The sequence below is a fragment of the Bradyrhizobium sp. Pa8 genome (genome assembly GCF_052588265.1).
In genome coordinates this window covers 8,717,385-8,737,676 of the sequence record NZ_CP176767.1, presented here as the reverse complement: position 1 = coordinate 8,737,676, position 20,292 = coordinate 8,717,385, and the positions used below count along the sequence as shown (strand labels likewise).

General features: G+C 64.1%; 21 protein-coding genes. 8 read left to right on the top strand and 13 right to left on the bottom strand.

The genetic code is table 11. The features are described from left to right. Positions 1 to 31 precede the first annotated feature (31 nt). Positions 32 to 844 carry a tetratricopeptide repeat protein gene (locus ACKWRH_RS41465; protein WP_085401886.1) on the top strand — a complete coding sequence of 271 codons (813 nt, stop codon included), beginning with the start codon at positions 32 to 34 and terminating at the stop codon, positions 842 to 844. 63 nt (positions 845 to 907) lie between these two features. Here ACKWRH_RS41465 and ACKWRH_RS41460 read toward each other — a convergent pair whose 3' ends face one another. From ACKWRH_RS41460 to ACKWRH_RS41415, 10 genes are all read right to left on the bottom strand, one after another. Next, positions 908 to 1,882 (bottom strand): type II secretion system F family protein, encoded by a 975-nt coding sequence (locus ACKWRH_RS41460; RefSeq protein WP_063980966.1) that lies wholly within the window; start codon positions 1,880 to 1,882, stop codon positions 908 to 910. A gap of 9 nt (positions 1,883 to 1,891) precedes the next feature. Further along, the gene (locus tag ACKWRH_RS41455; RefSeq protein WP_028148367.1) at positions 1,892 to 2,869 is read right to left on the bottom strand and encodes a type II secretion system F family protein; all 978 of its coding nucleotides are present in this window, start codon (positions 2,867 to 2,869) and stop codon (positions 1,892 to 1,894) included. A 16-nt stretch (positions 2,870 to 2,885) separates the two neighbouring features. Then, on the bottom strand, positions 2,886 to 4,349 hold the full coding sequence (locus ACKWRH_RS41450; RefSeq protein WP_014498231.1) for a CpaF family protein: 1,464 nt from the start codon (positions 4,347 to 4,349) through the stop codon (positions 2,886 to 2,888). A gap of 21 nt (positions 4,350 to 4,370) precedes the next feature. After that, entirely contained in the window at positions 4,371 to 5,636 is a 1,266-nt protein-coding gene (locus ACKWRH_RS41445; protein WP_014498230.1) for an AAA family ATPase, read from the bottom strand. After that, a complete protein-coding gene (locus tag ACKWRH_RS41440; RefSeq protein WP_445218245.1) occupies positions 5,633 to 6,367 on the bottom strand; it encodes a CpaD family pilus assembly protein in 735 nt (244 codons plus the stop codon). Before ACKWRH_RS41440 ends, ACKWRH_RS41445 begins: the two co-directional genes overlap by 4 nt. A gap of 20 nt (positions 6,368 to 6,387) precedes the next feature. Further along, entirely contained in the window at positions 6,388 to 7,863 is a 1,476-nt protein-coding gene (locus ACKWRH_RS41435; protein ID WP_445218244.1) for a type II and III secretion system protein family protein, read from the bottom strand. A gap of 11 nt (positions 7,864 to 7,874) precedes the next feature. Further along, complete coding sequence (gene cpaB, locus ACKWRH_RS41430; RefSeq protein ID WP_445218243.1) at positions 7,875 to 8,669, bottom strand: Flp pilus assembly protein CpaB; 795 nt, start codon at positions 8,667 to 8,669, stop codon at positions 7,875 to 7,877. 126 nt (positions 8,670 to 8,795) lie between these two features. Beyond that, positions 8,796 to 9,320 carry an A24 family peptidase gene (locus ACKWRH_RS41425; RefSeq protein WP_014498226.1) on the bottom strand — a complete coding sequence of 175 codons (525 nt, stop codon included), beginning with the start codon at positions 9,318 to 9,320 and terminating at the stop codon, positions 8,796 to 8,798. A 123-nt stretch (positions 9,321 to 9,443) separates the two neighbouring features. After that, positions 9,444 to 9,590, bottom strand: a complete 147-nt coding sequence (locus ACKWRH_RS41420; protein ID WP_167768029.1) for a hypothetical protein — start codon at positions 9,588 to 9,590, stop codon at positions 9,444 to 9,446. Between the two features lie 70 nt (positions 9,591 to 9,660). Then, entirely contained in the window at positions 9,661 to 9,825 is a 165-nt protein-coding gene (locus ACKWRH_RS41415) for a Flp family type IVb pilin (RefSeq protein ID WP_014498224.1), read from the bottom strand. A gap of 269 nt (positions 9,826 to 10,094) precedes the next feature. Between ACKWRH_RS41415 and ACKWRH_RS41410 the strand changes: the two genes are divergently transcribed. Further along, positions 10,095 to 10,922: a sterol desaturase family protein gene (locus tag ACKWRH_RS41410; protein WP_014498223.1), complete on the top strand. Its 828-nt coding sequence runs from the start codon at positions 10,095 to 10,097 to the stop codon at positions 10,920 to 10,922. Positions 10,923 to 11,080: 158 nt separating this feature from the next. Next, positions 11,081 to 11,578, top strand: a complete 498-nt coding sequence (locus ACKWRH_RS41405) for a pilus assembly protein N-terminal domain-containing protein (RefSeq protein ID WP_063980973.1) — start codon at positions 11,081 to 11,083, stop codon at positions 11,576 to 11,578. 174 nt (positions 11,579 to 11,752) lie between these two features. Here the strand turns inward: ACKWRH_RS41405 and ACKWRH_RS41400 are convergent, their stop codons facing one another. The 3 genes from ACKWRH_RS41400 to ACKWRH_RS41390 form a co-directional block, all read right to left on the bottom strand. Next, positions 11,753 to 11,965: a cold-shock protein gene (locus tag ACKWRH_RS41400; RefSeq protein WP_028148374.1), complete on the bottom strand. Its 213-nt coding sequence runs from the start codon at positions 11,963 to 11,965 to the stop codon at positions 11,753 to 11,755. Positions 11,966 to 12,232: 267 nt separating this feature from the next. Then, a complete protein-coding gene (gene infA, locus ACKWRH_RS41395; protein WP_008131890.1) occupies positions 12,233 to 12,520 on the bottom strand; it encodes a translation initiation factor IF-1 in 288 nt (95 codons plus the stop codon). 23 nt (positions 12,521 to 12,543) lie between these two features. Continuing rightward, positions 12,544 to 14,115 carry a DEAD/DEAH box helicase gene (locus ACKWRH_RS41390; protein WP_445218242.1) on the bottom strand — a complete coding sequence of 524 codons (1,572 nt, stop codon included), beginning with the start codon at positions 14,113 to 14,115 and terminating at the stop codon, positions 12,544 to 12,546. Between the two features lie 507 nt (positions 14,116 to 14,622). Between ACKWRH_RS41390 and urtA the strand changes: the two genes are divergently transcribed. The 5 genes from urtA to urtE all read left to right on the top strand — a co-directional run bounded on the left by urtA (position 14,623) and on the right by urtE (position 20,267). After that, a complete protein-coding gene (gene urtA, locus ACKWRH_RS41385) occupies positions 14,623 to 15,945 on the top strand; it encodes an urea ABC transporter substrate-binding protein (protein WP_445218241.1) in 1,323 nt (440 codons plus the stop codon). Positions 15,946 to 16,027: 82 nt separating this feature from the next. Next, positions 16,028 to 17,635: an urea ABC transporter permease subunit UrtB gene (urtB, locus tag ACKWRH_RS41380; protein WP_445218240.1), complete on the top strand. Its 1,608-nt coding sequence runs from the start codon at positions 16,028 to 16,030 to the stop codon at positions 17,633 to 17,635. After that, positions 17,632 to 18,801, top strand: coding sequence for an urea ABC transporter permease subunit UrtC (gene urtC / locus ACKWRH_RS41375; RefSeq protein WP_445218239.1), 1,170 nt, complete (start codon positions 17,632 to 17,634; stop codon positions 18,799 to 18,801). The genes urtB and urtC overlap by 4 nt, the downstream gene beginning before the upstream one ends. Positions 18,802 to 18,806: 5 nt before the next feature. Further along, complete coding sequence (gene urtD / locus ACKWRH_RS41370; protein ID WP_445218238.1) at positions 18,807 to 19,568, top strand: urea ABC transporter ATP-binding protein UrtD; 762 nt, start codon at positions 18,807 to 18,809, stop codon at positions 19,566 to 19,568. 3 nt (positions 19,569 to 19,571) lie between these two features. Beyond that, entirely contained in the window at positions 19,572 to 20,267 is a 696-nt protein-coding gene (gene urtE, locus ACKWRH_RS41365) for an urea ABC transporter ATP-binding subunit UrtE (RefSeq protein ID WP_445218237.1), read from the top strand. The last annotated feature ends 25 nt before the right edge of the window (positions 20,268 to 20,292 follow it).

Genomic DNA, 20,292 nt, shown 5'->3' with positions numbered 1-20,292 from the left:
TCGATCAATCGGCTCGTGAGTCAAAAGCGTCATGCGTCAACGGTTCAGTCTTGCCCGGCTTCTCGCGTCCACTTCGCTGGTGGCGGCAGTGGCCATGGGCCTCGGCGGCTGCACGGCCATGTCGAAACTCTCCGACGTCACGGGCTCTGTCGGGCCGCGGACGGAAGCCGCCCCCGCCGATCCCGCGCGCGCCGTCGATGTCTATGGCGAGCGCTACCGTGCCAATCCCAAGGACGCCGACGCGGCGCTCGGCTACGGCCAGGCCTTGCGCGCCAACGGCCAGCGCGCCCAGGCCGCCGCCGTGCTCGAGCAGGCGACCATCGCCAATCCCGGCAACAAGGCGCTGCTCGCGCAGTATGGCCGCGCACTCGCCGACAACGGCAATTTTCAGCAGGCCTTCGACGTGCTGTCGAAGGCGCACTCGCCCGACAATCCGGACTGGCGCCTGCTCTCGGTGCAGGGCACCGCGCTCGATCAGATGGGCCGCCACGACGAGGCGCGTTCCTATTATGCGAGCGCGCTGAGGATCGCACCGGGCGATCCCGGCGTGCTCTCCAATCTCGGCCTGTCCTACATGTTGTCGAAGGACCTGCCGAAGGCCGAAGAGGCGTTACGGCAGGCCTACGCCTCGCCGCGTGCCAGTACCCGGGTGCGGCAGAATCTTGGCCTCGTCGTCGGTCTCCAGGGCCGCTTCGCCGAAGCCGAGACGATCGTGAAGGCCGACCTGCCGCCGGACCAGGCCGCGGCCAATGTTGCTTACCTGAAGGAAATGCTGAGCCGCAGCGACGCTCCGCGCGGCGCACCGAAGCGGACGCCAGTCGCCTCGCTCAGCCAGCCCGACTGATCAGAACTTGATCTTGCAATCCTGAAGCTGCCGGCGGACCGCGCGCGGTCCGCGTCTTGACCGTCAGTGCAGCTCGCTGATCTTGATGCCGGTCGGTCCGAGAATGACGACGAACAGCACCGGCAGGAAGAACAGGATCATCGGCACCGTCAACTTCGGCGGCAGCGCGGCGGCCTTCTTCTCGGCCTCGTTCATGCGCATGTCGCGGTTTTCCTGCGCCATGACGCGCAAGGAATGCCCGAGCGGGGTGCCGTAGCGCTCCGCCTGCTGAAGTGCGAGACACACGGACTTGACGCCCTCGAGCCCGGTGCGCCGCGCCAGGTTCTCATAGGCGACCTTGCGATCCTGCAAATAGGACAGCTCGGCCGTGGTCAGGGTGAACTCCTCGGACAGCGCGATCGACTGGCCCACGATTTCGGTGGCGACCTTCCGGAACGCCATTTCGACCGACATGCCGGATTCGATGCAGATCAGGAGCAGGTCGAGCGCATCGGGGAAGGCGCGCTTGATCGATAGCTGGCGCTTGGAAATCGCATTCTTGAGGAACAGCATGGGCGCCTGAAGGCCGAGATAGGCCGCGCCGATGCAGATGCCGATCTTGATCGGCATCGACTGCTGCATATGTGCGATCAGGAACACGTAGATGATCGAGCCGACGAACAGCACGAGCGGAGCCACCATGCGGGCGAAGAGGAAGGTGATGTAGGGCGCCTGGCCGCGATAGCCCGCCATGATGAGCTTGTCGCGCGCGGCTTCCTGCGCGAGCCATTTGGTGAGGTTGAAGTCCTCGACGACCCGGGAGACGACCTGCTTCGGCGTTTGGCGCAGCGAGACCTTCTCGCTCTTGTTGAGGCGCTCGCGCTCGCGCTGGCGGATACGCTCGCGCTCGCTCGCCACCGCCTTCATGCGCTTGGCGAGGCCTTCGCCGGCGAAAAGCGGCATCACCAGCGTATAGACGGTGGCGCTGGCGGCGATGGCCGCCAGCAGCATGGTCATGAAGCGGACATCATGCAGTTTCGAAACGAGGAATTCGACCATACGGCACCGTCAGAAATCGAAATTGATCATCTTCTTCATCACCATGATGCCGATCGACATCCAGACGACGCAGCCGACCAGCATGAGCTGGCCGGTCGGATGGGTCCAAAGCAGCGAGATGTAGTGCGGAGTCGTGAGATAGACGAGGAACATCACGATCGGCGGCAGCGAACCGATGATGCCGGCCGAGGCCTTGGCCTCCATCGACATCGCCTGGATCTTTTCCTTCATCTTCTTGCGGTCGCGCAGCACCTTGGAGAGGTTGCCGAGCGCTTCGGAGAGGTTGCCGCCGGATTTTTGCTGGATCGAGATGACGATGCCGAAGAAGTTGGCTTCCGGCAGCGGCATGCGCTCGTAGAGACGCGAGCAGGCCTCGCCGAGCGGCATGCCGATCGCCTGGGTCTCGATGATGGCCAGGAACTCGCTGCGCAGCGGCTCAGGCGAGTCGGCGGCGACGACCTTGATCGATTCGAACAATGGCAGGCCCGCCTTGATGCCGCGAACGATCACGTCGACCGCATCGGGCAGCGCCGCCAGGAATTTGTTTTCGCGTCGCTTCTTCAGGAAGCCCAGCGCCCAGCGTGGCAGTCCGAAGCCGCCGGCGAACGCAAGACCGGCGGCGCCAAGCAGGCCGCCGCCGACGAACAGGGCGATCGCGAACAGCACTCCCGCCACGACGGCGGACACGATCCAGAATTTCTGTGGCGTCCAGTCGAGCCCTGCCTGCGACAGGCGAACACCGAGCGGAACGCTCTTCTCCTGCTGGCGCCGCGCCTCGAGATCCTTGAGCGACGTCTCGACCTGCTCGCGGCGCGACCGCTGGCTCTTTTCGGTCTGCTTGGCAGCGGGCGCATCGGCGCGCGCGATCGAGGCGCGGCGGTTTTCCGCCTTCCGTTCTCCGGACAGGAGCGGATAAAGGAACACCCAGGCGATACCGCCGACGGCGGCGGTGGCGAGGAAGGCGAGGGCAAGGACCTGCATGTTCATGGCTACGCCGATCTGCTCATGTCTTCGGCGCGACTTCCGCCGCATCGAGCGCAGCGGCAAGGCGCTTCTCGTCGCCGTAATAGCGCGCACGCTCCCAGAATTTCGGGCGGCCGATGCCGGTCGAGCGGTGCCGGCCGATGATCTTGCCGTTGGCGTCCTCGCCGACCATGTCGTAGAGGAAGATGTCCTGGGTGATGATGGTGTCGCCTTCCATGCCCATCACCTCGGTGATGTGCGTGATGCGACGCGAGCCGTCGCGCAGGCGCGCGGCCTGGACGATGACGTCGATCGAAGCGCAGATCATCTCGCGGATGGTGCGCGAGGGCAGTGAGAAGCCGCCCATCGTGATCATGGATTCGCAGCGCGACAGCGCTTCGCGCGGATTGTTGGCGTGGAGCGTGCCCATCGAGCCGTCATGGCCGGTGTTCATGGCCTGGAGCAGGTCGAACGCCTCGGGTCCGCGGACTTCGCCGACAATGATGCGTTCGGGGCGCATACGCAGGCAGTTGCGCACCAATTCGCGCATGGTGACCTGGCCTTCGCCCTCGATGTTGGGCGGACGGGTTTCGAGTCGCACCACGTGCGGCTGCTGGAGCTGGAGCTCGGCCGCGTCCTCGCAGGTGATGATGCGCTCGTCGTGCTCGATGTAGTTGGTCAGGCAGTTGAGCAGCGTGGTCTTGCCGGAGCCGGTGCCGCCGGAGATCAGCACGTTGCAGCGGACGCGGCCGATGATCTGGAGGATTTCCGCGCCCTCCGGCGAGATCGCGCCGAACCTGACCAGCTGATCCAGCGTCAGCTTGTCCTTCTTGAATTTTCGGATGGTGAGCGTGGGCCCGTCGATCGACAGCGGCGGCACGATAGCGTTGACGCGGGATCCGTCGGCGAGGCGCGCGTCGCAGATCGGCGAGGATTCGTCGACGCGCCGGCCGACCTGGCTGACGATGCGCTGGCAGATGTTGAGGAGCTGCTGGTTGTCGCGGAAGCGGATGCCGGTGCGCTGGATCTTGCCGGCGACTTCGATGTAGACGGTGTCGGCGCCGTTGACCATGATGTCGGCGATGTCGTCGCGCGACAGCAGAGGCTCCAGCGGGCCGTAGCCGAGAACGTCGTTGCAGATATCGTCGAGCAGCTCTTCCTGCTCGGCGATCGACATCACGATGTTCTTGATCGCGATGATCTCGTTGACGATGTCGCGGATTTCCTCGCGCGCGGACTCGGAGTCGAGCTTGGCGAGCTGGGCGAGGTCGATGGCCTCGATCAGCGCACCGAAGATCGTCGCCTTGACCTCGTAGTAATTGTCCGAGCGGCGGGATTCCATGGCCGGCGCCGGCCGGGCGGGGGCAAGCGGCGGCGAGGCGACGGCCGGCGGGGGCGGCGCGCGCGACACCGCGGGCGCCGGAGCCTGGGCAGGCTCTGGCGACACGGCGCCGGGCTTGGGAGCCCGAGTATCGGTGTCTGTTCCGCTACGCTTACCGAACACTTAACAACTCCATGCGGCGGCTTATTTTCCCCGCAACTTGTCAATCAGGGGTGAAAGCAAGGACGACTTTTGCTTCTTCGTCTCGCTGCGGCCGGTCAGGCGCTGGGCGATCTGAAGGAACATCTCGATCGACTTGTGGTTGGCGGATATCTCCGCGATCATCTGGCCGTTGTTGGCGGCCGAGCCGAAGATCTGCGGTTCGAACGGGATCGAGACGACCGGCTGGCTCTCGATCGCCTTGGCGAACTCGGCGGCGGCGATTTCGGGCCGTTTCGGGACGCCGACCTGGTTCAGGCAGTAGAGCGGAGGCCGGTCGTTGGGCCGCGAGGCCTTCAGCAGATCGAACAGGTTCTTGGTGTTGCGCAGATTGGCGAGATCAGGCGCCGCCACGATCAGGATGTCGTCCGCCCCGATCAGGGCGCGCTTGGTCCAGCCCGACCATTGATGCGGAACGTCGAGCACGATGCAGGGCATGGTGGAGCGCAGCGTGTCGAACACGGCATCGAAGGCGTCGGTGCCGAAATCATAGACCCGGTCGAGCGTCGCCGGCGCCGCCAGCAGGCTGAGATGGTCGGTGCATTTCGACAGCAGGCGGTCGATGAAGGCGGTGTCGACGCGATCCGGCGAGAACACGGCATCCGCAATACCTTGCGGCGGATCCTGGTTGTAGTCGAGCCCGGCGGTGCCGAAGGCGAGGTCGAGATCGGCGACGACCGAGTCCATTGCGAGGTCGCGCGCGATTGCCCAGGCGACGTTGTGGGAGATGGTGGACGCGCCGACGCCGCCCTTGGCGCCGACCACGGCAATGATGCGGCCAACCGCCTTGGCTTCGGGCGCCGAGAACAGGTTGCAGATCGAGCGCACGACGTCGATCGCGCCGACCGGCGCGAGCACGTAGTCGCTGACGCCGCGGCGCACCAGCTCGCGGTAGAGCGTGACGTCGTTGATGCGGCCGATCACGACCACGCGGGTGCCGGCGTCGCAGACCGTGGCGAGATGGTCGAGGCCGGTCAGAAGATCGTTGCGGCCGTCGCTCTCGAGCACGATCACGTTCGGCGTCGGCGCCGAGCGGTAGGCTTCGATCGCGGCCGCCATGCCGCCCATCTGGATCTTCAGATGGGCCTTGCCGAGACGACGGTCTTCGCCGGCCGACTGCACCGCGGCAGCGGTCTCGACGGTCTCGCAGAAAGCCTGGACCGACACGCGCGGCGAGGGAGCAATATGCTCCTCGACCGGCGTCGGCGCCTCGGGCTGCTCTTCTTGAGTCTGGCGAGCGTAGCTGATCATTTGCCGGTGTCGCTGAGTTTGGCCTTGTCGGCCTCAGGATAGATGGTCGCCGTCGTCGTTCCCTTGCGATACTTCTCGAAGGCCGTGATGCGACGCGCCGTATAGGACGGCGTTTCAGGCCGCGGCTGCTCGAGGTCCGACGGATTGTCGATCATCGCCGCCATGTTGCGCTGATAGGCGCAGCCGTAGTTGTAATAGTCCTTGTTCTCGAACCAGCTCTTGTTTTTCATCGAGGGGCCGATGTCGTCCGGCCACAGGCCACAGGGACCCGCGATCGCGGCGATCTTGGAATAGGTGAGCCGGATCGGCGGCAGGAAGCGCCTGTCTTCCGGCTGGTAGGGGCGAATGTTGACGCCGCGCGGCGGAACGCCCGCGCCTGCCAGCATCGCCTGGATCTCGCGCATCGTGTCCGCGACCGGACGTGCATTGGGCGTGCCGGACGGCACGTCGATGCGGATGGCGCCGGTACCTTCGTGCAGCCAAGCCGAGGCGACGCCCATCACGTCGGCGCGCTGGGCGGCGGTCAATCCGCCGCGGGCATGGCCGACGAAGACGACGATCGAGCGGTTCTGCTCTTCGATCGCGATCGGGTGGCGCTGCTTGTAATCGTCGGGGATGGAGGCCGTGACCGCTTCGTTATGCTGGCAGCCGCCGAGGGCGAGCGCCATGCCGACGAGCGTGCCACCGAAACGGATGGCGCGTTTGCGAATCTGGGGTGGTGCTGTGATCATCGTGAAATCCCCGTTCCGCCTCAGTCGGTAATGAAGCCGTAGGTGCCGCGGTAGTTCTTGGCCGGTTCGGTCCGGCCGGGCACGCCGTAGATGCGGTTGATATTGCCGATCAGCTCGGCCTGCGGATCCGCAGGCGCGGCGAACCCGTCATCCGGCCGCGACAGGTCCTTTGGCGACGTCGCGCGAACGACATAAGGTGTCACGATCACCACCAGCTCGGTCGAGTTGTTGACGAAGTCACGGCTGCGGAACAGCGTACCGAGGATCGGGAGCTGCATCAGTCCCGGCAACCCGCTGACCGCCTGCTTGGTCTGCTGCTGGATCAGGCCGGCCATGGCCATCGCGCCGCCGGAGGGAATTTCCAGCGAGGTTTCGGCGCGGCGGGTCTTGATCGAGGGCACCGTCAGCGAGTTCACCGAGTTCGAGGTCACGGCCTGCGACAGCGTGATCGAATTTTCGTTCGACAGTTCCGAGACCTCGGTCATCACTCGCAGGCTGATCTTGCCCTCGCTCAGCACAATCGGGGTGAAGTTGAGCGAGATACCGAACTTCTTGAAGCTGATCTGGGTGGTACAGACATGCGTGGTGGGATCGCACGCATAGCCCGCCGGTACCGGGAATTCGCCGCCGGCGATGAAGGTCGCGGACTCACCGGAGATCGCGGTCAGGTTCGGCTCGGCCAGCGTCCGGATCACGCCGGCACTCTCCATCGCGCGCAGGGTCGCCTGCACCGACGGCGTCGCGCCGAACTTCGTGGTCAGGGCATTGCCGTCCACCAGATTCTTGCCGAGAGCCGTGAAGGGGTTGGAGTTGGTGAAGCTCACCACCGAGGTGCCGTAGTTCAGGTTCGCGGTGAGATCGATGCCAAGCTGCTTGATGATGGTGCGCGCGACTTCGGCGACGGTCACCTTCAGCATGACCTGGTCGCGGCCGCGGACCACGATCGAGTTCACCACCTTGTCGGCGCCGCCGGCGAGGCGCGCGGCGAGATCATTGGCCTGCTGCGCTTCCAGCGGGTTCGCCGCCGAGCCGGTCAGGACGACACCGTCGCCGAGGCCGTCGATCTGGATGTCGGAATTGGGAAGGATCTGCTTGAGCGCTGCGCGCAGGCCGTTGAGATCGCGCTTGACCGCGATGTCGTAGGCCGCGATCTGCTGGCCGGCGGAATCGAAGAACACGATGTTGGTCTGGCCGACCGAGGCGCCGATGATGTAGGCGCGCTGCGACGAGCGGACCACCGCATTGGCGATCTTGGGATCGGCGACGAGCACATCCTTGATGTCGCGCGGCAGGTCGATCACGATCGACTTGCCGACGCCGAGCGAGAGGAAGCGCGCGTTCATCTGGCCGTCGGCCGCGACCTGGGTCACGGGGCGGTAGTCGGCGGCGACCGCGGGGGTGAGCACCGGGTTGAGCGTCAGCGCGAAGGCGGCCGAAAACGACAGGGCGCGGACCATTGAGGTTCGCATCGTCGCCAAATCTGCCCTGCATTTCATATCGACAGTCCTCATCGTGCCTTCGCCGTCGCGCTTGGGATGCCGTAGCGAATGATCGAAACGCCATCGCGCTTCGCGGAATCATCGAGCGTGATCTCGCTCATCTTGACGTCGGCGATGCTGCGCAGCGCCAGCGACAGCGTGCCGCTCTGCCGGGCCGCGGAGAGCGTCGCCGTCTGCGCGGGATTGAGCTCGAGCGTGACGGTCTTGCCCACCACGGTGTTCTGGCCGTCCTTTTCCTTCGGCGCCTGGTCGATGGCCAGCACGCGGACATTGGCCAGGATGATCTCGGACGTGACGATGTCCTGGGCGCCGGCGCCCTGGTCGGCGTTCTTGAGGCGGCGCGTCAGAAGCACGTCGACGCGGTCGTTGGGCAGGATGAAGCCGCCCGCGCCGGTCTCCGGCGAGATCTCGGTCGAGATCGCGCGCATGCCGGTCGGCAGGATCGCCGCCATGAAGCCGGAGCCCTCGGCCCTGACCAGCTTCTGGTCGCGGATCGGCTCACCCTGGATGAAGGGCGCGCGGGCGATCGAGCCGATGACCTGGGTTGCGCCCTCGGGGCGCTCGTTGCGGCGGATGAAGGTGGAGCTCGCGGTCGCAGCCGGCCAGGTCTGCCATTGCACGTCTTCCGGCTTCACGGTCTGGCCGAGGCCGATGTCGTTCTTGGCGACCAGGACGTCGACGGTCGGAAGCTGTGCGACCGGAGCCGCCGGTGGCGGCGCAGAGTCCGAGCCGCTCGCCAGGTACGCGGCGACACCGCCGGCGCAGATGGCGACCGTCAGGACGACAATGCGTGCCCTATTCATACGCTTCACTTTCCACAAAACGCCGCGACGCAGCCGCCGCCGTAATCGGCAGTTGACCAGCTATTCGTCAAAGCATGGTTAATGAGGCGTATCTAAATCGGCTTAACGCCGGCTTACCCGGTGCGTTCAGCGCAGTGCGAGGTGAGCGAGGTCGATCGCCTTCACCCATTCGGTCTCCGGATAGACCATCAGCGCACCGAGCGTGAGCGCGATGCCGTAGGGAATGCCGCTCTCCTTGTCGTGCAGCCGTGCCAGCCAGGCCTGGCCCGCCAGCCCGTAAGGCAATGGCCATTGCCGGAACTGGAGCAGGAGCAGCGTCAGGGCTCCGCCGAACAGCGAGGCGTAGAGCAGGAAATCCATCAATTGCGCGAAGCCGAACCAGAGCGCGACCGAAGCCGCGACCTTGGCGTCGCCGCCGCCCATCCAGCCCATCGCAAAGCAGCCGAAGGCCACGACAAGGAGCAGTGCGCCGGCGCCGACATGGCTCAGCATCTCGTAAGGTGCCATGCCACCGGCGAACGCGAGCACGAAGAAGCCCGCGATCAGCGCCAGCGACACGCGGTTCGAGATGGTCATCGTGAAGAGATCGCTCGCGGCGGCGAAGGCCATCAGGGCGGGGAAGAGCAGAAGGCGCGCAAGGTCGAGGATCATGGGCGGCGTCTTGAGCTTGGGTTCATCGCGGGATCGGGGTGTCGCCGCATGCTAGCCGGCAGTGCTAAACAAACCGACAACGGCGGCAGCGGCGCTGCGAGCAGGGATCTGCCGGAGGCGCACTCACCAGATGCTGGCAATGCGCGCGGCGAGGACGGCCGTCGCGAGCAGCAGGGCAAGGCAAACCCAGTACGCCGGCGAAGAGGTCTCGGCCGCCTCCGCCTCGCTCGCCGCAACCGCGGCTTCGGTTCTGTACTCGCGCAACGCCACTGGAACTCGCCGCATTCAGAAAAACAAAGGCCCCGGAGGTCCGGGGCTTTTGCCGTCGTTGGTCGGTTGCTTACTTCAGCGAGGAGCTGATCGAGCCGAACTTGGTGTTCAGCGAGCTGCCGAGGTTGTTGACGACGGTGATGATGGCCAGCGCGATGCCGGCGGCAATCAGGCCGTATTCGATGGCGGTGGCGCCGGATTCATCCTTCGCGAAACGCGCAATCAGGTTCTTCATGAACTAAACTCCGTCTGGGGTGTGATCGCCTCGTTCGGCGCTGTGCTTGACGCGATAAACATGAGATCCGAGCTCTTTCGGTAGAGTTAATTCGATCGGGCAAACCTGCTTTCGGCCCGATGCTTTTGGCCAGAGTGAATTTGGCCTTAAGGACGCAATCGAAATTCTTCCTGTTCCAAATGCGCCCCAAGCGCGACGTGGACTTCACCCTCCCTTAAATTTCGCGGAGTAGGCATAAGCGGGATCAGAAGTCCGGAAGAGAGGCGACGATGTCGAGCCTGCCCATGCAAGTTGCCTTGATGCTCGGCGAGACCATTCAGAAGATGGTCCCCGTCACCTTCGTGCTCGCGGCGGTCTTCACCGTGCTCGAGCATTTCTGGGCCTGCAATCCCGGCGCGCCGTGGTGGCGCAAGCGCGAGATCCTCACCGACATCTGCTACTGGTTCTTCGTTCCGGTGTTCGCCCGCACCATGCGGATCGGACTCCTGATCGTCGGTGCCGGTGCCGTCTTCAACATCCACGACGCCGACGACCTGATCGCCTTCTACGACAATGGCCATGGCCCGCTGGCGCAGTTGCCGCTGTGGGTACAGGCCATACTGTTCCTGGTGCTGTCTGACTTCATGCTGTACTGGCTGCACCGGCTGTTCCACGACGGCGGATTCTGGAAGTACCACGCGATCCATCATTCGTCGGAGGAGATCGGGTGGATTTCCGCGGCCCGCTTCCATCCCGTCAATCTCATGCTCGGGACGATCGGCGTCGACGTCGTGCTGCTGATGGCCGGCATCTCCCCGAACGTCATGATCTGGCTCGGTCCGTTCACCACCTTCCATTCGGCCTTCGTGCACGCCAATCTGAACTGGACCTTCGGGCCGTTCAAATATGTGCTGGCGACGCCGGTGTTCCACCGCTGGCACCACACCGCGCTCGAAGAGGGCGGTGACACCAATTTTGCCGGGACGTTTCCGATCTGGGACGTGCTGTTCGGCACCTTCCGCATGCCGGAAGGGAAACTGCCGCAGGACTACGGCAAGGACGAAGCGACCATGCCGAAGGAGATCGGGGGCCAGCTCGCTTATCCGTTCCGCCAGTAAGGGATCTTCTGAGCCAGCAAAACGCCCAGTCCGTTCAAACAATAGTCGGCGAGTTTGCGGAACGTTCACGAATTAAGGGCAGGTTAGCCGGGTCGGGCACCGGCTCCGCTGTGTATCGAATCGCTTCTGCCGGTTTGTGACGTCCCGGGGGTAAGAGTATGCGTAAAGAGTTGCTGCGCCGTCATGCGCGCGTTTGTCTTCTGGTTGCGGCTGCGGTGCTGGCATCGCCGGCCGCCAGCCTTGCCGAGGCGACCGCCGACACCATCGCCGTCAATGTCGACCAGGCCAAGCTGGTCCGGCTGCCCGGCAAGGTGGCGACCATCGTGGTCGGCAATCCCCTGATCGCCGACGTCACGCTCCAGCCCGGCGGCATGATCGTCGTGACCGGGAAAGGCTACGGTGCCACCAATTTCATCGCGCTCGACCGGGGCGGTGAGATCCTGGTCGACCGTCAGATCCAGGTCGAAGGTCCGAGCGACCGGCTCGTCACCGTCTATCGCGGGGTCGAGCGCGAGTCCTACAGCTGCATGCCGCTGTGCCAGCGTCGCGTGACGCTCGGCGACAGCGACAACTATTTCAACAACACGATGAGCCAGGCCGGTTCGTTGAGCAACAACGCCAGCGGCAATGCCGGCGCGGCCGCCAAAACGAACTAGCAAGACGAGCTCGCAAGACGAATTAGCAAGACCGACGCGTTGTCCAGTTGCGTCTACGACAGCGCGGATACTTGCTGAGTCCATCCGCTCTTTCGGACATGAAAAAAGGCCGTGCGTTGCGCACGGCCTTTTCCTTTTGCTCGCTAGAGCGGTCCGGACCGAAGGCCCGTGGGCTCAACCGGCGGCGCGGAGGTTGTCCGCTGCCGACTTGCCGGAACGACGGTCGGCCACGATCTCGTAAGAGACCTTCTGACCTTCACGCAGCGTGCCGAGACCGGCGCGCTCGACGGCGCTGATGTGTACGAAGACGTCCTGGCCGCCATCGTCGGGCTGGATGAAGCCAAAGCCCTTGGTCGCGTTAAACCACTTCACGGTTCCCATGCTCACGGGGTAGTTCCTTCTCAGATGTGCAGTGTCGAAGCCTACTTTCGCAGGCGGGTTAGATCGAGTTTCTGGAAGGGTCGTCAGCGTGTCTGAACCGGCTGTACCGGTGGATGCCAATGTCGTCCGGCCGAAAATCGATGAGTGATTTTATTGGAATTAAGGCACCAAAACAATCCTGACGTGCACGATTTTTTGATCCGCCGCGATCGACACGGCGGATCAGCATACAGGTCAGAATTTTGCTTTCGCAGCCGAGATGCTTGAAGCCGATCAGCGACGGCGGAACTGGCCACCGCGCTGTCCGGGACGGGGAGGCCCGCCCACGCCACTCGGACGTTCGTCCTTGTGGCGGAAAATCAGCCGGCCCTTCTCGAGGTCGTAGGGCGACATTTCCACAGTCACGCGGTCACCCGCCAGCGTCTTGATGCGGTTCTTCTTCATCTTGCCGGCGGTGTAGGCGACGATCTCGTGCCCGGCGTCGAGTTGCACGCGGTAGCGCGCGTCGGGGAGGATTTCGGTGACCAGTCCTTCGAACTGGATCAGCTCTTCCTTAGCCATGAATTTCTCCAGGTCGTGGACGGCTAGTGCGAATAGGGTTTGCGGGTCGGTTGGCCCATCGGCCGACTCTCGCGGCGTAAAAAGGCCACGCCTTGTATCCCATCGGGCTTGCCGGCGCTATGCGCGGAACGCTGTTCCGGGCGGTCGGTTGGGGAAGAATGCGTCTTACCACCGGACCGGTGGCGGCGAGACCCCTTCGAGACCTTCTGGCTACCACCGGGACGTCCGTCAACATGCCTTCCGTCACCGTGCCGGCCTTCACCAGGCCGTCCATCGCCCTGCTTGGCGGCGCTATGGTGGCGTCCGTCGGCATGCCTTTCGTCGGTGCGCCGTCCGTCAGTGTGACGTCCCTCACCATGCCTTGCGCCTTGCGGACGCTGCCCCGGGCGGCCCGACCGGCCCTGTCGTTGCTGCGGCGGGGGAGGACCCGCATCGCGGCGCCCGGCGTCGGTGCGGAGATCCTCGCGTGGCAGCGCCACCTTGATCAGTCGCTCGATGTCGCGGAGATAGCTGAGTTCCTCGCCGCCGGCGACCAGCGAGATCGCGGTGCCGTCGGCACCGGCACGCGCGGTGCGGCCGATACGGTGCACATAGGTCTCGGGTACGTTCGGCAGGTCGAAATTGATGACGTGGCTGATGCCGTCGACATCGATACCGCGGGCGGCGATGTCGGTGGCGACCAGGGTGCGGATCTCGCCGGAACGGAACTGGGCGAGCGTCCGCTCGCGATGGTTCTGCGACTTGTTGCCATGGATGGCGCTGGCGGCGATGCCGGCCTTCTCAAGTGTCTTCACGACCTTGTCTGCACCATGCTTGGTGCGGGTGAAGACCAGCGCGCGATTGACCGGCTCGGCCTTCAGGAGCTTGGTCAGGAAGGCGGGCTTGGCGGAGAAATCGACCTGGATGATGCGCTGGTTGATCCGCTCGGCGGTCGAGGACACCGGGGTGACCGCAACACGGGCGGGGTCCCGCAGCATCGCGTCGGCGAGCTCTGCGATGTCCTTCGGCATGGTGGCCGAGAAGAACAGCGTCTGCCGCTTGATCGGCAGCTTGGCGACGATTTTGCGGATGTCGTTGATGAAGCCCATGTCGAGCATGCGGTCGGCCTCGTCGAGCACGAGGAATTCGACGCTTCCAAGCTTCAGCCCGTTGCTCTGCACAAGGTCGAGCAGTCGGCCGGGGGTCGCCACCAAGACCTCGAGGCCAGGCATCAGCGCGCGAACCTGGCGGCCCATTGGCACGCCGCCGATGGCGAGCGTCGAGGACAGGCGGATGTGGCGGCCGTAGGCGTTGAAACTGTCGAGGATCTGGCCGGACAGCTCGCGGGTGGGCGAGAGCACCAGCACGCGGCAGGTCTTGGGCTGCGGCTTGATGCGGTTCTCGAGCAGGCGGTGCAGGATCGGCAGCGCGAAGGACGCGGTCTTGCCGGTGCCGGTCTGGGCGATGCCGACAACGTCGCGGCCGGTCAGCGCCGTGGGAATCGTCTGGGCCTGGATGGGGGTGGGAGTGACGTAATTCTCTTCGGCGAGAGCACGCGCGATGGGTTCGGCAAGGCCGAAGTCCTGAAAGGAAGTCAAAAGATGGGTTCTTTCCATGTCGAAAGCGGGCGCCCGGCGCAATCAGCGGGGCACGCGCAATAAGGGTGTCGAATAGACACCTGCGTGTTTGGGGTGTCGGATGGCTTGATGGGATGGGGCAAGCCAGAGGCCCGGAAAGGGCTTAAGAACACGCGGCTCGCTACGACCCCCTGATTCGCAAGAGGTCTCGAACCTCCATATGGAACATTCAGGGGGCGGTTTCAAGGCAACACGGCCTCAAACCGCGATTGCAGTGCAAAAATAGTTATGCCGGAAATTTAGACAGAGTTGCTGCTTTGCTTAAAAAATAATCTGCGTGCCGCATTAGCATACATTTTATTCGCCCAAGATTTGAGCAATCGGACTGCGGCGCAAGTTGGATTGCGGCAAAATTATCTAGCCTGACCAATAGGTTGGCATGTGCTCAGCCCATGGCATGGTTCTTGCGATTCCGTTAATCGCAGGCGGCCGTGGGGCCGTTTCGCAGCGTCTTTTTCACGTCTGCGTCAGGGAGATGATACACTCATGCTTACCAAATCCACTCACGATATAGCGGCGTCATTTAGCCGCCGCGGCGTGCTCGCCGCGACCGCCGGACTGATGCTCGGTCTGGCTTCATTGACCGGCGCAAAGGCCGCGGACGACACCATCAAGGTCGGCGTCCTTCATTCTCTCTCCGGCACCATGGCCATCAGCGAAACCACGCTGAAGGACACCATCCTCTTCCTGATCGACGAGCAGAACAAGAAGGGCGGCGTGCTCGGCAAGAAGCTTGAAGCCGTCGTCGTCGATCCCGCTTCGAACTGGCCGCTGTTCGCCGAAAAGGCGCGCGAGCTGATCACCAAGGATAAGGTTGCGGTCGTGTTCGGCTGCTGGACCTCGGTGTCGCGCAAGTCGGTGCTCCCGGTGTTCAAGGAGCTGAACAACATCCTGTTCTACCCCGTGCAGTACGAGGGCGAGGAGAGCGAGCGCAACGTGTTCTACACGGGTGCTGCGCCGAACCAGCAGGCGATCCCCGCCGTCGACTATCTGATGAAGGACGAGAAGGTGAAGCGCTGGGTGCTCGCGGGCACCGACTACGTCTATCCGCGCACCACCAACAAGATCCTGGAAGCCTACCTGAAGTCGAAGGGTGTCGCCCAGGAAGACATCATGATCAACTACACGCCGTTCGGTCATTCCGACTGGCAGACGATCGTGGCCGACATCAAGAAGTTCGGCTCGGCCGGCAAGAAGACCGCGGTGGTCTCGACCATCAACGGCGACGCCAACGTTCCCTTCTACAAGGAGCTCGGCAACCAGGGCATCAAGGCGAAGGACATCCCGGTCGTCGCGTTCTCGGTCGGTGAAGAAGAGCTCGCCGGCATCGACACCAAGCCGCTGCTCGGCCATCTCGCCGCCTGGAACTACTTCCAGTCGATCAAGTCGCCCGAGAACGAGAAGTTCATCAAGGCCTGGCAGACCTACACCAAGAACCCGAAGCGCGTGACCAACGATCCGATGGAAGCTCACGTCATCGGTTTCGACATGTGGGTCAAGGCGGTCGAGAAGGTGAAGTCGACCGATCCGGACAAGGTGATCGACGCTCTCCCGGGCATCGAAGCCAAGAACCTGACCGGCGGCACCTCCAAGATGCTTCCGAACCATCACATCACCAAGCCGGTGTTCATTGGCGAAATCAAAGCCAACGGCCAGTTCGACGTGGTGTGGAAGACCCCGGGTCTTGTCGCGGGCGACGCCTGGTCGAAGGAGCTCGACGGCTCCAAGGACCTGGTCGGCGACTGGGTCGGCAAGAAGTGCGGCAACTTCAACACCAAGACCAACAAGTGCCTCGGCTCCGGCTCCTGATCCGGATCTGACGTTTGATTGCACGACGGGAGAAGACGGCTATTCCGCCGCCTTCTCCCCACTTCTGCCGGGGTGATCCACAGTGCCAACCAATCTATCCGCTCGTTTCTGCACCTTTGTCCTCTCGTTATTCCTGATCGCGTTCGCACTGCCGGCCTTTGCCGGTCCGTTCGAGGACGCGGTCGCCAAATTCGCCAACGACGATTACTCCGACACGGAAGAGGCGATCAGCGTGGTCGCGAGCAGCGGCAACAAGCTGGCTTTCCCCATCATCAGCGCGCTCCAGGACGGCCGTCTCATGGCCGATCCTGACAGCAAGAAGGTTTACGTCACCGGCGCCGACGGCAAATCGATCGATGCCGCGACTGGCGAGCCCGTGGCCAGCGTTCCCGACAGCGCGAGCGCGGTGCGTCTCAACAATCGTCTGCGCCGCAGCGTCGATGCCGCGATCGGCAGCCTGACGCTCCAGTCTCCGGACGTCGGAACGCGGCTCCAGGCCGCCCAATCCGTCTTCAAGTCGCACGAGGAGACCGCGCTCGAGGCGGTCGATGGCGCGCTCGCCAAGGAAACCAACAAATCGGTCAAGGCTGCACTCGGCGAAGCCCGCGCCGCGATCCTGCTGTTCAAGTCCGATGCCACCGAGGTCGAGAAGCTCGAGGCGGTCGCTACCCTCAAGGCGCGCGGCGACCAGGAGGCGATGGCGCTGCTCACCGGCATGGGCGACCAGCCGGCCTCGGTGACCAAGGCCGCCGCGAGCGCGATCGGCTCGATCCAGTCTTCGCTCGCGGTCTGGTCCACCGTGCAGAATGCCTGGTACGGCCTCTCGCTCGGCTCGGTGCTGCTGCTCGCCGCGATCGGGCTTGCGGTCACCTTCGGCGTCATGGGCGTCATTAACATGGCCCATGGCGAGATGGTGATGATCGGCGCCTACACCACCTTCGTGGTGCAGGAGGTAATCCGCACCCGCTATCCCGCACTCTTCGATTATTCGCTCTTGATCGCTGTGCCGCTCGCCTTCCTCGTCGCCGGCGGCATCGGCGTGCTGATCGAGCGCAGCATCATCCGTTTCCTCTACGGCCGTCCGCTGGAGACGCTGCTGGCGACCTGGGGCCTGTCGCTGGTGCTGCAGCAGGCGGTGCGCACTATGTTCGGCCCAACCAACCGCGAGGTCGGCAATCCCTCCTGGATGAGCGGCGCGTTCGAGCTCGGCCAGATCACCATCACCTATAATCGGCTCTGGATCCTCGTCTTCACGCTCGCGGTGTTCGCGATCCTGCTGGCGATGCTGCGCTACACCGCGCTCGGGCTCGAGATGCGGGCGGTGACGCAGAACCGCCGCATGGCGGCTTCGATGGGCATCGCGACATCGCGCGTCGACGCGCTGACCTTCGGCCTCGGTTCGGGCATCGCTGGCATCGCCGGCGTGGCGCTGTCGCAGATCGACAATGTCAGCCCCAATCTCGGCCAGAGCTACATCATCGACAGTTTCATGGTCGTGGTGTTCGGCGGCGTCGGCAATCTCTGGGGCACGCTGGTCGGCGCCTTCACGCTCGGCATCGCCAACAAGTTCCTGGAGCCGGTCGCGGGCGCCGTGCTCGGCAAGATCGCGATCCTCGTTCTCATCATCCTGTTCATTCAAAAGCGGCCGCGCGGCCTGTTCGCGCTCAAGGGCCGTGCGGTGGAAGCATGACCCCCCACATGCTGACCAGGTCGCTGGACCGCGGCGCGACGATCTTCCTCGCCATCGTCGCGGCCTGCGGCATCCTCATCCCGCTCTCCAACCTGCTGCTGCCCGCGGGCTCGTTCCTGCAGGTGCCGACCTATCTGGTCGCGCTCTGGGGCAAATATGTCTGCTACGCGATCCTCGCGCTCTCGATCGACCTGATCTGGGGCTATTGCGGCATCCTCTCGCTCGGCCACGGCGCCTTCTTCGCGCTCGGCGGCTACGCGATGGGCATGTACCTGATGCGGCAGATCGGCACCCGCGGCGTCTACGGCAACCCGATCCTGCCCGACTTCATGGTCTTCCTGAATTACTCGAAGCTGCCCTGGTACTGGTACGGCTTTGACATGTTCTGGTTCGCGGCGCTGATGGTGCTGTTCGTGCCGGGCCTGCTCGCCTTCTGCTTCGGCTGGCTCGCCTTCCGCTCCCGCGTGACCGGCGTGTACCTGTCGATCATCACTCAGGCGATGACCTATGCGCTGCTGCTGGCCTTCTTCCGCAATGATTTCGGCTTCGGCGGCAACAACGGTCTGACCGACTTCAAGGACATCCTCGGCTTCAACGTGCAGGCCGAGGGCACCCGTGCCGCGCTGTTTGCGCTGAGCTGCCTGGCGCTGATCGTGGCCTTCCTGATCTGCCGCTCCGTCGTGTCCTCCAAGCTCGGCAAGGTTCTGATCGCAATCCGCGACGCGGAATCGCGCAGCCGGTTCCTCGGGTACCGCGTCGAATCCTACAAGCTGTTCGTGTTCACGTTGTCGGCCTGCATGGCCGGCGTTGCCGGTGCGCTCTACGTGCCCCAGGTCGGCATCATCAACCCGAGCGAATTCGCACCCGGCAATTCGATCGAGGCGGTGATCTGGGTCGCGGTCGGCGGCCGCGGTACGCTGATCGGCGCGGCACTCGGCGCCGTCGTCGTCAACTACGCAAAAACGTTCTTCACCTCGGGCATGCTCGCGCCCTACTGGCTGTTCATGCTGGGCGCGCTGTTCATCCTGGTGACGCTGCTGCTGCCGAAGGGCATCGTCGGCACCTTCAATGCATGGTGGGAGTCGTCCAAAGAAAGACGCACTGCGGCGACCAGCGCGAGCGCCGCGGCCGAAGTCGGCGTCACCGAACCCAAGATGGCGGAGTAGGCGCAATGAACGTGATGGATACACGCGCGACCTCCGCGATACTCTATCTCGACGGCGTGCACGTCTCGTTCGACGGCTTCCACGCCATCAACAATTTGTCGCTGACGCTCGAGCCCGGCGAGATGCGCGCCATCATCGGCCCGAACGGCGCCGGCAAGACCACGATGATGGACATCATTACCGGCAAGACCAAGCCCGACGAGGGCACGGTGCTGTTCGACGGCGTCACCGATTTGACGCGTCTGGACGAGACCCGCATCGCCGAGCTCGGCATCGGCCGCAAATTCCAGAAGCCGACCGTGTTCGAGAGCCAGACCGTGCAGGACAACCTCCTGCTCGCGCTCAATGTCGACCACAGCGTCAAGGGCACGCTGTTCTGGCGCGGCAGCAGGGCGGAATCGGAGCGCATCGACAAGGTGCTGGAAACGATCCGCCTCACCGACGCGCGCAACCGGCTCGCCGGCAGCCTCAGCCACGGTCAGAAGCAGTGGCTCGAGATCGGCATGCTACTGGCGCAGGATCCAAAACTGCTCCTCGTCGACGAGCCCGTCGCGGGCATGACCGACGTCGAGACGCATCTCACCGCCGAGCTGCTGAAAGAGATCAACAAGACCCACACCGTGATGGTCGTCGAGCACGACATGACGTTCGTGCGCGAGCTCGGCGTCAAGGTCACCTGCCTGCATGAAGGCACCGTGCTCGCGGAAGGAACCATCGACCAGGTCTCGTCCAACGAGCGGGTCATCGAAGTCTATCTGGGGCGCTGAACGATGCTTGAGGTCAAGGACATCAACCTGTTCTACGGCGCGGCGCAGGCGCTGCGCGGCGTCTCCATCGCCGCAGAGCCCGGCAAGGTGACGTGCGTGCTCGGGCGCAACGGCGTCGGCAAGACCTCGCTCCTGCGCGCCATGGTCGGCCAGTATCCGATCTCCTCCGGCGCGATCATGCTCGACGGCAGCGACATCACGGGCCTGAAGCCCTACGAGCGGGCGCGCAAGGGCATCGGCTTCGTGCCGCAGGGCCGCGAGATCTTTCCGCTGTTGACGGTCGAGGAGAACCTCAAGACCGGCTTCGGTCCGCTCAAGCGCGAGGACAGGCACATTCCGGACGACGTGTTCTCGCTATTCCCGGTGCTGCAATCCATGCTCGGCCGGCGCGGCGGCGACCTCTCCGGCGGCCAGCAGCAGCAGCTCGCGATCGGGCGTGCGCTGGTGATGCGGCCAAAGCTGCTCCTGCTCGACGAACCGACCGAGGGCATCCAGCCGTCGATCATCAAGGACATCGGTCGCGCCATCTCGTATCTGCGTAACCTCGGCAACATCGCCATCGTGCTGGTCGAACAATATCTCGACTTTGCCTGCGAACTCGGCGACAGTTTCGCCGTGATGGATCGCGGCGCGGTGAAGTTCTCCTGCGACCGATCCAATCTCGATCCGGCCGAAATCAGCCGCCAGATGGCGCTGTAATCCGAAAATTTCTGCCGCGGCCGGC